Origin of the sequence: Streptomyces sp. NPDC047043 (assembly GCF_040644055.1) — a bacterium.
Classification (GTDB): Bacteria; Actinomycetota; Actinomycetes; order Streptomycetales; family Streptomycetaceae; genus Streptomyces.
On sequence record NZ_JBEYVO010000032.1, the window covers coordinates 26,399 to 40,008 of the forward strand.

Genomic DNA, 13,610 nt, shown 5'->3' on the forward strand with positions numbered 1-13,610 from the left:
CCGTGAGCATCCATGAACGGAAGGCTTGACGTCCCTCGCGGTGTGACTCACATTGAGTGTCGTTCTAAATGCGGTGCAACGCGAGGGAGCCCAGCCATGCCGATAGAACAGCGCGGAGTCGACACCATCCCCGACGAGGAACGCACCAGCGGCCCACGGGACCTGGTCTCGATCCTGCTCGGCTCCAACCTCTGCCTGGGCGTGATCGTCTTCGGCTGGCTGCCGCCGTCCTTCGGCCTCGACTGGTGGGCGTCGGTGAGCTCGATCGTGGCGGGCACGGTGGTCGGCACCGCGTTCACGGCCCCGCTGGCGCTGGTCTCCCTGCGCACGGCGACGAACCTGTCCACCTCCTCCGGCGCCCAGTTCGGCGTGCGCGGCCGGCTGGTCGGTTCGGTCGTCGGCCTGCTGCTGGCCCTCGGCTACACCGCCCTGACCGTCTGGATCGGCGGAGACGTGATGGTGAGCGTGCTGGGCCGCCTCCTCGGGCTCCCGCAGAACGGTGTCTCGTACGGCGTCGTCTACGCCCTGCTCGCCGCGGCGACCGTCGCGGGCGCGGTGTACGGCTACCGCGTGCTGCTCGCCATGTCCCGCGTCCTCGCCATCGGCATGACGGCCCTGCTGGCACTCGGGGTGATCGCGTACGCCCCGCACTTCACGACCGAAGCGCTCCCGCAGACCGGCGGCTACCTGCTCGGCGGCTTCTGGCCGACATGGCTGCTGGCGGCGGTGGCGGCGGGCCTCTCGGGCCCCATCGCCTTCATCACCCTCCTCGGCGACTACACCCGCTACATCTCACCGACCCGCCACACCTCCCGCCGGGTCCTGCACGCGACCTGGCTGGGCCTGACGGCGGGCCTGCTGGTCCCCCAACTGTTCGGCACCTTCACGGCGTACGGGGCGCGGGCGGCGCTCGACTACGCCGGGCCGCTGGTGTCCGCCTCCCCCACCTGGTACCTGGTCCCGCTCCTCCTCGCCGCCTCCGCGGGCTCGGTCGGCAACGCGGGCCTGATGCTGTACTCCATGGGCCTCGACCTGGACGCCATCCTGCCGCGCGCCTCCCGCGCCCGGGCCACCTGCACCGTCGCGGTCGTCGCCACGGCCTGCGTCTTCGCGGGCCACTACGCCTGGGACGCGCAGTCGGCCATGACGTCCTTCGTCCTGCTCCTGACGGCCATCGGCACACCATGGGCGGTCATCACACTGATCGGCTTCGCGCGCTGCCGCGGGGTGTACGACGCGGACGCACTCCAGGTCTTCAACCGCCGCTCGCGGGGCGGCATTTACTGGTACAGCGCGGGCTGGAACATCCCGGCGACGGTGTCCTGGGCGGTCGGCGCGGGGGTAGGCCTGCTCGCGGTGTCCCTGCCGTCGTACGAGGGGCCGTTGCTGTCGCTGACCGGTGGGGTGGACTGCAGTTTTGTGTTCTCGGGGGTGGTGGGCGGCGCGGTGTATCTGTTGCTGCACCCCCGGGCTCATTCCAGCGAGGGACGCCCGCACGATCGCCGAGCACAGATCAGCCGACGTCCAGCCCGGGCAGGAACCGGCTCAAACCGAACGCAGGCTTGAGGTCCGTGAACCACGTCGCCCCCTCGTCGTACGCCGCGAAGAAGGGGCGGTCCACCAACTCGGGATCCCGCGCCTGGATCAGGTGCAGGACGAACACCTTCTCGCCGGCGATCTCGGCGACCCCGTCCACGCACACCTTGCCCGGCATCGCCGACATCACCGGACCGCGTACCGTGCGGGCCAGCCCCGACACGCGGGCGTAGGCGTCGCGGAAGATCTGGTGGCCGCGGGCCAGGGGGACGCCGAAGTAGCCCTGCGGGCCGGTGTCGCGCTCCACGAACTGGTAGTAGGGCACGGCCCCCAGAGTCGTCGTCACGTCCCACAGCTCGGCCCAGGCCTCGGCGCTGTCGTTGATGCCGGCCACCAGCGGGCCCTGGCAGCGGATCACGGCGCCGGTGCCGCGCACCCGGCGCATCGCGTCCCGCACGACCTGCGGGCGCAGTTCCTGCGGGTGCGTGAAGTGGGCCATCAGCGCGAGGTGGCGGCCGCTTGCCACCACCTTCTCGAACAGGCGGAGGAGGTCGTCGGCATCGCGGTCGGTGGTGAAGCGGTACGGCCAGAAGGCGAGCGACTTGGTGCCGATGCGGATCGAGCGGACGGTGTCGATCTCCAACAGCGGCTCCACATAACGCCGCAGCACCTCCGTGCTCATCACCAGCGGGTCACCGCCGGTGATCAGGGTGCTGGTCACCTCCGGGTGGGCCCGCAGGTAGGCGGACGTGGTCGCGATGTCGTCGGTGGCGATGCGCAGGTCGGCCTCGCCGACGAACTGGGGCCAGCGGAAGCAGTAGGTGCAGTAGGCGTGGCAGGTCTGGCCCTGGCGCGGGAAGATCAGCACGGTCTCCGGGTACTTGTGCTGCAGCCCGGTCAGCCGCCGCCCTTCGTGCACGGGGACGTTGGCGTCGAGCTGGCCCGAGGGGTGCGGGTTGAGCTTCATCCGGATCTCGTGCGCGGCACGCTGGATCTCGGCCCGGGACGCATCCTTGAGCAGCAGATCCGCCATCCGGCGCACATCGGGCGCGGGCAGCATCCCGGCCTGCGGGAAGGTCAGCCGGAAGATCGGGTCGTCGGGGACCGCCGACCAGTCGATGAGTTCGTCGATGACATACGTGTTCGTACGGAACGGCAGGACCGACGAAACAGCGCGCAGAGCGAGCCGCTGATCGTCCGTCAGGGAGACGCGCTGCAGCAGACCGTCCAGGTCACGGGGCGTGAAGGCGCGAAAGCGGGGGCTCGTGGGACGAGCGAGGTGGAGCGCTGAACTCATGTGTGCCGGGGCCTCTATTCCGTGACCAGGACAGGCGGCCGCAACTCGACGAAGGCGGCCGCCGACGCATCGTACTTCTCCGCGAAGTGCTGCCTCAGCAGCTCATGCAGGTCGCTTTCGTCGTCGACGACGATCAGCTCATGGGCGCCCGACACGGCCAAGGCCTCGCTGTACGCGGAGAGTTGGTCGAGGCGGTGGCGCGCCATATAGGACACCAGGTCGTGCCCGGCGACGTAGAGACAGTCCTCGACGTAGACGAACCGGCAGGTGAACTCCCGGCGCCCGTCGGTCGCGTCGACCAGGGTCACCGGCAGATGGGTGAACCGCTCCATCGGCTTGCTCTGCTGCCACAGCTCGTCGAAGCGCTGCTCGACGAAGGCACCGAGCGGGGAGCGCACGGCGACCTCGAGCTGGACGCCCTCGCCGGAGAGCCGGCCGACGGTGAGGAAGGAGACGAGGGAGCGCTCGTCCCAGCGGTAGAGGGTCACGCCCGGGGAGGTGGAACAGAGGCGTACCTCGAGGAACTGGCGGGCGGTGTCGTCGAGGCGGCGGGCGAACTGGCTGAGCGTGCGCAGGTTGCGCAGGATGTCGCGGCGGATGTCGGCGCTCTGCTCGCCCAGTTCGCGGCCGCGCAGGATGACGGCGAGGGAGTCGGGGTCGAGGAGCAGGATCTGCACCCGGGCGCCGTGCGCGGTGGCGGACCTGATGCCGCGGAAGAGCCGTTCGGAGTACTGCGGGCCGAACAGGTTGGAGAAGGTGTCCAGCACCTTCACGTTCGAGGTCGAGCCGTAGACCTGGGCGCTGAACCACTCGTAGTCGAGCCGGGTGTGCTCGCGGACCCGGCCCTCCTGGGCGCGGGAGATCAGCGGGCCGATCACGAAGACGGTGACGACGACGCCGACGAGGTCGGTGCCGAGGTTGAGGGCGAGGTTCTCGCCGTAGCTGTCCATGGCGTGGGCCCACCACAGCAGCAGCCCGGCGACGGCGGCGAGCAGGGCCAGCACCGTGAGGCTCTGCGGCCGGCGCGGGGTGCGTAACGCACGGAGCAGCCAGCGTGGCCTCGACATCGGCGTACGCCCGTTCACCCGCGCTCCCTCCCCCGGCCGTTTCCGCACACCGGAGAGCACGCTCCCCCCGCGGAAGGAGTGGATACCCGCGCGGGGGAAGCGCTACGCGTCGAACGAACTCCCGGTCTTCGACCGGCAGTTGGGATCAGCCGAGGCGGTGCATCCAGCCGTGGACGTCCTCGGCCTTGCCGCGCTGGACGTCCAGCAGCGCCTCGCGCAGCTTGAGGGTGACCTCGCCGGGCTCGCCGCCCGCCTGCTGCCACTCGGCGCTCTCGCGCTTGACCGTGCCGACGGGGGTGATGACGGCGGCGGTGCCGCAGGCGAAGACCTCGGTGAGGGTGCCGTTCTCGGCGTCCTGCTGCCACTGGTCGATGGAGACGCGGCCCTCCTCGGACTCGTAGCCCAGGTCGCGGGCGACGGTCAGCAGGGAGTCACGGGTGACGCCCTCGAGGATGGAGCCCGTCAGGGACGGGGTGACGATCTTGTCGCCGTACACGAAGTACAGGTTCATGCCGCCGAGTTCCTCGACCCACTTGTGCTCGACCGCGTCGAGGTAGCAGACCTGGTCGCAGCCCTTGGCGGCGGCCTCGGCCTGGGCGAGCAGGGAGGCCGCGTAGTTGCCGCCGGTCTTCGCGTCGCCCATGCCGCCCGGGACGGCGCGGACGCGGTCCTCGGAGAGCCAGATGGAGACCGGCTTGACGCCACCGGGGAAGTAGGCGCCGGCCGGGGAGGCGATGACCAGGAAGAGGTACTCGTTGGCGGGCTTCACGCCCAGGCCGACCTCGGTCGCGATCATGAACGGGCGCAGGTAGAGGGACTCCTCGCCGCCGTGCGCCGGCACCCACGCCTTGTCCTGCTGGACCAGGGCGTCACAGGCCTCGATGAACGTGTCGACCGGCAGCTCGGGCATGCCGAGGCGGTGCGCGGAGCGCTGGAAGCGCTCGGCGTTCTTCCCGGGGCGGAAGGTGGCGACGGTGCCGTCGGGCTGGCGGTAGGCCTTGAGGCCCTCGAAGATCTCCTGCGCGTAGTGCAGGACCATCGTGGCGGGATCGAGGGAGAGCGGGGCGTACGGGACGAGCTGGCCGTCGTGCCAGCCGCGGCCCTCGGTCCACTTGATCGTCACCATGTGGTCGGTGAAGTGGCGGCCGAACCCGGGGTTCGCCAGGATCGCCTCGCGCTCCGCGTCGGAGAGTGGCGAGGCCGAGGGCTTGAGCTCGATCGTGGGCGTCGTCATGAGTGGTTGTCCTTCACCGGTTGTGTGTGACGGGCCGCGCTCACGTCCGTACTGCCAGTGGCCAGTGCTAGGACGTCCGAGCATTCCCTCAATCCGCGGCTCCGCGTTCGATTATCGCAAGGCGGGGTCCGATGGGGGTACCACCCATGCCCTTAAGGCTATGGGGGGGAGAAACGGCGTGAAATGCGGCCCAGGGGATGATGGTGGCACCCGGCGGGGGACATGCGAAAGCCGCCGGGTGCGGAGTGACCCGGCGGCTTCGGTGGGGGTCCCCCCGCTCGAGCGAAGTCGAGAGTGGGGGAGTTCGAGTGGCGCCGCGGGTCAGCCGGCTACTCGTACGGCCAGCGCGTCGCCGATCTCGGCGGTGCTGCGGGCGGGCTTGCCGGTGCGCTCGGCGAGGTCGGCGGAGACCGCCTCGTCGATACGGGCGGCCTCGGCCTCGTAGCCGAGGTGGCGCAGGAGCAGGGCGACGGACAGGACCGTGGCGCTGGGGTCGGCCTTGCCCTGGCCGGCGATGTCCGGGGCCGAGCCGTGGACCGGCTCGAACATGGACGGGAACTCTCCGGACGGGTTGATGTTGCCGGAGGCCGCGACGCCGATGCCGCCGGAGACGGCCGCGGCGAGGTCGGTGATGATGTCGCCGAAGAGGTTGTCGGTGACGATCACGTCGAAGCGCTCGGGCTGCGTGACCAGGTAGATGGTCGCCGCGTCCACGTGCATGTACTCGGTGGTGACCTCGGGGAACTCCGCGGCCACCTTGTTGAAGACATTGGTCCACAGGTGACCCGCGAAGGTCAGCACGTTGTTCTTGTGGATCAGCGCGAGCTTCTTGCGCGGGCGGGCCTGGGCACGGGCGAAGGCGTCGCGGACGACGCGCTCGACACCGAAGGCCGTGTTCACGGAGACCTCGGTGGCGACCTCGTGCTCGGTGCCCTTGCGGATGGTGCCGCCGTTGCCGGTGTACGGGCCCTCGGTGCCCTCTCGGACCACGACGAAGTCGATCTGCGGCTCACCGGCGAGCGGGGTGGCGACGCCGGGCAGCAGCCTGCTCGGCCGCAGGTTGACGTGGTGGTCGAAGGCGAAGCGGAGCTTGAGCAGGAAGCCGCGCTCCAGGACACCGGACGGGACCGAGGGGTCGCCGATGGCGCCGAGCAGGATGGCGTCGTGCCGCTTGAGGGACTCGAGGTCGGCGTCGGTGAGGGTCTCACCGGTGGCGTGGTAACGCGTGGCGCCGAAGTCGTACTCCTGGGTCTCCAGCTTCACATCCTGCGGAAGGACGGCGGAGAGGACCTTCAGACCTTCGGCCACGACCTCCTGGCCGATGCCGTCACCGGGGATCACTGCGAGATTGATGCTGCGAGACATGTGGGAACCCTACTCCCCGTCCCATGGGATGACACGTCATGTCCGCGATACGGACAGGGCGACGACGGAGGGCGTCAACTGGACGCCACCCGTTCACCCGTATGACTGGCGGGCGTTGGGATTCGCTGGGAACTTCACCACCATGGACATTCCCGACTTCGGCATTCCGCCGCAGCTCGCAAGCCGCATGAGCATGGCCGAGCAGCACGAGTACCTGCGCACGAAACTCATGCGGCGCCGCACGCTGGTGACGGCGGGCGCGGTGGCGGCGGGCGGACTGCTGACCGGCTGCGGCGGCAGCGGCTCGGGAGCACAGGGACCGCAGGGAACGACCCCCTCGCCCGCGACCTCGCAGGTGCACGGCTCGGTGGTCTCCCCCTTCGGCCGCCACCTCGCCTTCGGTGCCGACCCGAAGACGCAGATGCGGGTCTCGTGGCAGGTCCCGCTCGCCGTGAAGAAGCCGTACGTCCGCGTCGGCCTCGAGCCCGACGACCTGAGCCGGAAGATCGAGGCCGAGATCCGCGACCTGCACACCCCGGGCGTGACGGGTGTGCGCGCGGCGCTGGAGCAGTACTACGTCCACGCGGCCCTGGACGGCCTGCGCCCGGGCACGACGTACTACTACGGCGTGGGCCACGACGGCTTCGACCCGGCCTCACCGAAGCACCGCTCGACGATCAGCAGCTTCCGTACGGCGCCGGCCAGCCCGGAGAAGTTCGTGTTCACGGCCTTCGGCGACCAGGGCGTCAGCCAGGCCGCGGCCGCCAACGACCATGTCATCCTGCGCCAGAAGCCGGCCTTCCACCTCCACGCCGGCGACATCTGCTACGCCGACACCAACGGCCGCGGCGAGAAGTCGGACGGCTACGACCCGGGCTTCTGGGACCTGTTCCTCAAGCAGAACGAGTCGGTCGCGAAGACGGTCCCCTGGATGGTGACGACCGGCAACCACGACATGGAGGCCTGGTACTCGCCCGAGGGCTACGGCGGCCAGCTGGCCCGCTTCTCCCTCCCGGACAGCGGCTTCGACGCGCGCACGGCGCCGGGGGTGTACGCGTTCACGTACGGCAACGTCGGCTTCGTGGCGCTGGACGCGAACGACGTGTCGTACGAGATCCCCGCCAACTTCGGCCACAGCGGCGGCCGGCAGACGAAGTGGCTGGACGAGAAGCTCGGCGAGTTGCGGGCGTCGAAGACGGTCGACTTCGTCGTGGTCTTCTTCCACCACTGCGCCTACTCGACCTCCTCGCACGCCTCCGACGGCGGGGTGCGGGCGGAGTGGCTGCCGGTGTTCGCCAGACACCAGGTGGACCTGGTGATCAACGGCCACAACCACGTCTACGAGCGGACCGACGCCGTCAAGGACGGCGAGGTCGGCCGGTCCGTCCCCATCGGGGCGTCGACGGACCCGACGAAGGACGGGATCGTGTACGTCACCGCGGGCGGCGGCGGCCGTGATCTGTACGGCTTCCCGTCGGGCGTGAAGGAGAGCTACGAGGGGCACGCCACGCACCACGACTCCATCGACAGCTTCCACTGGACGAAGTCGAAGGCCTCCGCGGCGGAGACCGTGGAGTGGTCGCGGGTGCGCTACCGGGGCTTCTCGCTCCTCGCGGTGGAGGCGGAGAGCGGTGCGCGGCCGGTCCTCAAGGTGTCGGCGCTCGCGCAGAGCGGCGAGCGCATCGATCACTTCGAGGTGCGGCGCGGGACGTGAGTCCGCGCCGCACCTCATGGGGTCCCTCCCGCTCGAGCGAGTCGAGAGTGGGGGAGGGTGCGGCTCCCGGCCTGTAGGTGATGCCCGGCTCAGTGGCCGGTCGAACCGCCGTTGTCCCTGCGGTCGAGGGCGCGCTGCAGGGCGGCCGCGGCGTTCTTGCGGTCGGACTCGCTCGTACGGGAGGTGTGACGGACTCGGCGGCGTGCGGTCGTCTCGGCCATGGGAATTCGACTCCTTCGAAATCCTGGAGTGCACAAGAGGGTTACGAGACGCCGGGTGGGGCGGGGAGCGGGCCGCAGGGGTTGCCTGCACGGGGCCCGGCTCACGACCGCCATTCGCTTGGTCGAGCGAGACGTTCGGCTTCTACAAAGCTAAGCGAGGAGCGCCGGTCTGTCTCCACAATTACTCGGACTTCCTACTATCTGAGACGGTGGATTGGGTCACACCGCGCTGAGCTGCGGTTTTCAGCCGACGTGGGCGAAAGCGGTGCGAGGCGATGACGAGCGGGAACCCCGGAGTCACGATGGTCGGGAGCGGCCGTACCGCCGCCCGGTCCGTACTCGGGAGGGAGACCCCGATGACCACGGAACATCCCCGCACCCAGGTGATCACCCAGCGCCGGTTCGGCGGCCCCGAGGTGCTCGAGGTCGAGGAGCGGCCGCTGCCCGTGCCCGCGGCGGGCGAGGTGCTGGTGCGGGTGCGCGCCGCGGGGATCAACGCGATCGACCTGCTGGTGCGTTCGGGCACGGCCCCGCTCTACGGCGAACCGCCCTTCACGCTGGGCCGGGACCTCTCCGGCACCGTGGAGGCGGTCGGCGACGGCGTCACCCGCCTGCGCCCCGGCGACGAGGTCTTCGGCAAGGTCGAGTCGGGCGCCTACGCCACTCATGTCACCGCCCCCGCCGCCCACTTCGCCGCGAAACCCGCCACCGTCGACCACATCCACGCGGCCGCCGCGCCGACGGCCACGCTCACCGCCTGGCAGGCCCTGATCGACATCGCCCAAGTCGGTCCGGGCACCCGGGTGTTGATCCACGCCGCGGCGGGCGGCGTGGGCCATGCGGCGGTGCAGCTCGCCAAGGCGGAGGGCGCCTACGTCGTCGCCACGGCCCGCGCCGACCGGCACGACTTCCTGCGCGACCTCGGCGCCGACGAGCTCGTCGACTACCCGGCCACCGACTTCACGGACGCCGTGCACGACATCGACGTGGCCCTCGACCTGATCGGCGGCGACTACGGCCCGCGCACCCTCAACACCCTCCGCCCCGGCGGCCTGCTGATCTCCGCGATCCCCGGCAACCTGGGCCTCGCCCCGGAGGAGGTGGAGGCCCGCGGCATGCGCTTCGCGGTGGTCCAGGCGGCGCCCTCGGGCGAACGGCTGGAGAAGATCGCCGCCCTGCTGGCGGGCGGCCGGGTCCGCATCCACGTCGAGGCGGCCCTTCCCTTCGCCGAGGCGGCCAAGGCCCATGAGCTGGGCGAGGCGGGGCACGCGAAGGGCAAGCTGGTGCTCGTGCTCCCCGACTGACTCCTACCGGGCAGTGGGCCGGATCGCCCACACGACTGATCCTCCGCGCGGCGCGCGACACCGAATTCCGGCGAACGGGAACAGTGAGGTCATGAGCGACAAATTCAAGGCATTCCTCGAGGGCGGTCCGGCCGACCTGCCCGATCGGATCGTCCAGGTCCCCACATCCGGGGCAGATCTGAAGATCGAGCTCCGCAACGGCTACGAGCACTTCAGGCCGACCCCGCGGCTGACGGAGACGCCCGAGGGGAAGCTCCCCGTCTACGAGTGGTGGGAGCGGACGGAGATGCCCGGCTAGCTCACCCCGATTCAGCCGCCACGGCCCGACGGAAGCCCTTCGGGTCGTCGGTCCACACCATGTGCCCCGCGTCCGGAAGGATCACCCGGCGGACGCGGGGCAAGGTGCGTTCCAGGGAGTCCACGGCGGACCGCGGCCGGATGTCGCGGGCCCCGTCGACGATCAGTACGGGCAGGTCGAGGGACCGGCAGGCGTCGTACAGCCCGGGTGTGCCGCACCGGCGCCCGCGCTCCTCCTCGAGGGCCCTGCTGCACCGGTGGTTGACCCCGAACCACGGGTCGGCCATCCGCCCGGCCCGCTCCTGCGCCCGCTCGCGGTCCTCCGACTCGGCCGACCACTGGAGCACCGCCCACTCCCGGTCGTCCGTCTCGGACCGCACCGGCCGGTCCGCCAACTCCCGCCAGCGGGCGAGGCGTTCGGGGTGCTCGCCGAGCCGGGCCAGGAGGTTGGTCTCGAAGGCGGGGCGCCAGTCGGAGTCGGGGCCGATACCCGTGCCCGCCACGTACACCAGGCCGCTCACCCGCTCCGGGTGCGCCAGCGCATAGCTCAGCGCGAGGTACGCGCCCCAGGAGTGGCCGAGCAGCCGCATCCGCTCCAGCCCGAAGTGCCGTCGTACGGCGTCGAGATCGGCGACGAACCGCTCGCTCGTCCACGGCCCGGCGACGGACCGCTGCGAACGCCCGCACCCGCGCTGGTCCCAGCGGACGACCGGGGTCAGGTCGGCCAGCAGCTCCGCCAGGTCCTCGAAGTAGTCCCAGAGGCCGGGCCCGCCGTGGCACAGCACCAGGGGATCACCGTCCCCGCCCGACCGTGCGGCCCACAGACGTACACCGTCGTCGGCCACCACGGTCGGGGGCTCGTTCTCCGTCATGGTCATGAGGGCAGTGTGCCCTGATGACGTGTCAGCCCATGTGCGGGTAGGTGTAGTCGGTCGGCGGGACCAGCGTCTCCTTGATGGCGCGGGTCAGGGTCCAGCGCATCAGGTTCTGCGGGGCGCCGGCCTTGTCGTTGGTGCCGGAGGCGCGGCCACCGCCGAAGGGCTGCTGGCCGACGACGGCGCCGGTCGACTTGTCGTTGATGTAGAAGTTGCCGGCCGCGTAGCGCAGCTTCTCCATCGTGTACGCCGCAGCGGCACGGTCGCCCGAGACGACCGAGCCCGTGAGCGCGTAGTCGGACACCGACTCCATCTGGGTCAGCATCTCCTCGTACTGGTCGTCCTCGTAGACGTGCACGGCGAGGAACGGGCCGAAGTACTCGGTGCGGAACACCTCGTTCTCCGGGTTGCTGCACTCGACGACGGTCGGGCGGACGAAGTAGCCGACCGAGTCGTCGTAGGAGCCGCCCGCGACGATCGTGCAGGCCGGGTCCTGCTCGGCGCGGTCGATCGCCGCCTTGTTCTTGGCGAAGGCGCGGTCGTCGATCACGGCGCCGATGAAGTTGGCGAGATCCGTGACGTCACCCATGGTCAGGTGGTCGACCTCGGCCGCGAACTCCTCCTTGAAACCGGAGTTCCAGATGGACGCCGGGATGTACGCCCGGGAGGTCGCGCTGCACTTCTGGCCCTGGTACTCGAAGGCACCGCGGGTCAGGGCCGTCTTCAGGACCGCGCGGTCGGCGCTCGGGTGGGCGACCAGGAAGTCCTTGCCGCCGGTCTCGCCGACCATCCGCGGGTAGGTGCGGTACTTCTCGATGTTGTTGCCGACCGTCTTCCACAGGTACTGGAAGGTCTTGGTCGAGCCGGTGAAGTGGATGCCCGCGAGGTCGCGGTGCTCCAGGGCCACCTTGGAGACCTCGATGCCGTCGCCGGTGACGAGGTTGATGACGCCCTTGGGCAGGCCCGCCTCCTCCAGCAGCTGCATCAGCAGGACGGCCGCGTGGGTCTGGGTCGGGGACGGCTTCCAGACCACCACGTTGCCCATGAGCGCGGGCGCGGTGGGCAGATTGCCCGCGATGGCCGAGAAGTTGAACGGCGTGATCGCGTAGACGAAGCCCTCCAGCGGGCGGTGGTCCAGACGGTTCCAGACGCCCGGGGAGTTGGCCGGGGGCTGCTCGGCGAGGATCTGGCGGGCGTAGGCGACGTTGAAGCGCCAGAAGTCGATCAGCTCGCAGGGACAGTCGATCTCGGCCTGCTGGGCGGTCTTCGACTGGCCGAGCATGGTGGACGCGGCGAGCGTCTCGCGCCACGGACCGGACAGCAGCTCGGCCGCGCGCAGGATGATCGCGGCGCGGTCGTCGAAGGACATCGCACGCCAGGCGGGCGCGGCGGCGAGGGCCGCGTCGATGGCGTCCTGGGCGTCCTGCTGGGTCGCGTTGGCGTAAGTACCCAGGCGGGCCTTGTGGTTGTGCGGCTGTACGACGTCGAACCGCTCGCCGCCGCCCATCCGCTTCTCGCCGCCGATGGTCATCGGCAGGTCGACCGGGTTCTCGGCCAGCTCCTTCAGCTTGGCCTCGAGCCGGGCACGCTCGGGCGAACCGGGGGCATAGCCGTGCACCGGCTCGTTGACGGGGGTGGGGACCTGGGTCACAGCGTCCATGAGATCCGTAACTCCTTGAACTTGAGCGGGTGTTCGGGTTCAGCCCTTGCTGATCATGCTGCGGACGAAGAAGCGCAGGTTCGCCGGCTTCTCCGCCAGGCGCCGCATGAAGTAGCCGTACCAGTCGGTGCCGTAGGCGGTGTAGACGCGCATGCGGTGGCCCTCGGCGGCCAGTCGCAGGTGTTCGTCGCTCCTGATGCCGTAGAGCATCTGGAACTCGTACTCGTCCAGCTTGCGCCCGGCCTTGCGCGCGAGCTCCTGGGCGATGGAGATCAGGCGCGGGTCGTGGGATCCGATCATCGGATACCCCTCGCCCTCCATGAGAGTCCTCAGGACCCGGACGTACGCCTTGTCGATCTCCTGCTTCTGCTGGTACGCGACCTCGGCGGGCTCCTTGTACGCGCCCTTCACCAGCCGCACCCGGCTGCCGGCCGCGGCGAGGCGGCGGGCGTCGGCCTCGGTGCGGAACAGGTAGGCCTGGATGACGCAGCCGGTCTGCGGGAAGTCCTTCCGCAGCTCCTCGTGGATGGCGAACATCGAGTCGAGGGTGGTGTGGTCCTCGGCGTCGAGCGTGACGGTCGTGCCGATGGCGGCCGCCGCCTCGACCACGGGCCGGACGTTCTTCAGCGCGAGTTCGTGGCCGCCGTCCAGCGCTTGTCCGAACATCGACAGTTTGACGGACATCTCGACCCGCTCGCCGAGCTCCAGCTGCTTGAGCCTGTCGATCAGCGCCAGATAGGCGTCACGGGCGGCGCCGGCCTGCTCGGGGGTGGTGATGTCCTCGCCGACGACGTCCATCGTCAGCTCGAGGCCCCGGTCGGTGAGGTCCTCGATGATCGGCACGATGTCGTCGACGGTCTCGCCGGGGATGAAGCGGTCGACGACCTGCTTGGTCACCGGGGCCGCCGAGATCAGGCGTCGCATCCGGTCGCTGCGCGACGCGGCAAGAATCACGGGACCCAGCACGGGGCACCTCCACAAACCAGCAGATAGAACCACCGTGAAACCTAAGGATCCCTCCGATCCTCAGCCATCGACAG

At 70.1% G+C, this 13,610-nt stretch carries 12 protein-coding genes; 4 read left to right on the plus strand and 8 right to left on the minus strand.

What is annotated here, in order from left to right; all coding sequences use genetic code 11:
* The first annotated feature begins 96 nt into the window (after positions 1 to 96).
* A complete protein-coding gene (locus ABZ880_RS40330; protein WP_361274025.1) occupies positions 97 to 1,566 on the plus strand; it encodes a cytosine permease in 1,470 nt (489 codons plus the stop codon).
* On the opposite strand, the gene ABZ880_RS40335 is transcribed toward ABZ880_RS40330, so the two are convergent.
* The 4 genes from ABZ880_RS40335 to ABZ880_RS40350 form a co-directional block, all read right to left on the minus strand.
* A complete protein-coding gene (locus tag ABZ880_RS40335; RefSeq protein WP_361274027.1) occupies positions 1,514 to 2,833 on the minus strand; it encodes a lysine 2,3-aminomutase in 1,320 nt (439 codons plus the stop codon). The two genes, ABZ880_RS40330 and ABZ880_RS40335, sit on opposite strands and share 53 nt — an antisense overlap.
* A 14-nt stretch (positions 2,834 to 2,847) precedes the next feature.
* On the minus strand, positions 2,848 to 3,918 hold the full coding sequence (locus tag ABZ880_RS40340; protein WP_361274029.1) for a hypothetical protein: 1,071 nt from the start codon (positions 3,916 to 3,918) through the stop codon (positions 2,848 to 2,850).
* 127 nt (positions 3,919 to 4,045) lie between these two features.
* On the minus strand, positions 4,046 to 5,134 hold the full coding sequence (locus ABZ880_RS40345) for a branched-chain amino acid aminotransferase (RefSeq protein ID WP_361274030.1): 1,089 nt from the start codon (positions 5,132 to 5,134) through the stop codon (positions 4,046 to 4,048).
* 321 nt (positions 5,135 to 5,455) lie between these two features.
* Positions 5,456 to 6,499 carry a 3-isopropylmalate dehydrogenase gene (locus ABZ880_RS40350; protein ID WP_361274033.1) on the minus strand — a complete coding sequence of 348 codons (1,044 nt, stop codon included), beginning with the start codon at positions 6,497 to 6,499 and terminating at the stop codon, positions 5,456 to 5,458.
* Positions 6,500 to 6,641: 142 nt separating this feature from the next.
* On the opposite strand from ABZ880_RS40350, the gene ABZ880_RS40355 reads away from it, so the two are divergent.
* Positions 6,642 to 8,213: a metallophosphoesterase family protein gene (locus ABZ880_RS40355; protein ID WP_361274036.1), complete on the plus strand. Its 1,572-nt coding sequence runs from the start codon at positions 6,642 to 6,644 to the stop codon at positions 8,211 to 8,213.
* An 89-nt stretch (positions 8,214 to 8,302) separates the two neighbouring features.
* Here the strand turns inward: ABZ880_RS40355 and ABZ880_RS40360 are convergent, their stop codons facing one another.
* Positions 8,303 to 8,434, minus strand: coding sequence for a hypothetical protein (locus tag ABZ880_RS40360; protein ID WP_020121043.1), 132 nt, complete (start codon positions 8,432 to 8,434; stop codon positions 8,303 to 8,305).
* Positions 8,435 to 8,790: 356 nt separating this feature from the next.
* Here ABZ880_RS40360 and ABZ880_RS40365 point away from each other — a divergent pair, with 356 nt between their 5' ends.
* Together ABZ880_RS40365 and ABZ880_RS40370 are read left to right on the plus strand one after the other, a co-directional pair.
* Complete coding sequence (locus ABZ880_RS40365) at positions 8,791 to 9,738, plus strand: NADP-dependent oxidoreductase (protein WP_361274040.1); 948 nt, start codon at positions 8,791 to 8,793, stop codon at positions 9,736 to 9,738.
* Between the two features lie 91 nt (positions 9,739 to 9,829).
* Positions 9,830 to 10,036 (plus strand): DUF5988 family protein, encoded by a 207-nt coding sequence (locus ABZ880_RS40370; RefSeq protein WP_361274043.1) that lies wholly within the window; start codon positions 9,830 to 9,832, stop codon positions 10,034 to 10,036.
* A gap of 1 nt (position 10,037) precedes the next feature.
* Here the strand turns inward: ABZ880_RS40370 and ABZ880_RS40375 are convergent, their stop codons facing one another.
* The 3 genes from ABZ880_RS40375 to ABZ880_RS40385 are packed head-to-tail and all read right to left on the minus strand — an operon-like array spanning position 10,038 to position 13,536.
* Positions 10,038 to 10,913 (minus strand): alpha/beta hydrolase, encoded by an 876-nt coding sequence (locus ABZ880_RS40375; protein WP_361274046.1) that lies wholly within the window; start codon positions 10,911 to 10,913, stop codon positions 10,038 to 10,040.
* A gap of 25 nt (positions 10,914 to 10,938) precedes the next feature.
* A complete protein-coding gene (gene pruA / locus ABZ880_RS40380; RefSeq protein WP_361274049.1) occupies positions 10,939 to 12,570 on the minus strand; it encodes an L-glutamate gamma-semialdehyde dehydrogenase in 1,632 nt (543 codons plus the stop codon).
* A 39-nt stretch (positions 12,571 to 12,609) separates the two neighbouring features.
* Complete coding sequence (locus ABZ880_RS40385) at positions 12,610 to 13,536, minus strand: proline dehydrogenase family protein (RefSeq protein WP_361274052.1); 927 nt, start codon at positions 13,534 to 13,536, stop codon at positions 12,610 to 12,612.
* Between the last annotated feature and the right edge of the window lie 74 nt (positions 13,537 to 13,610).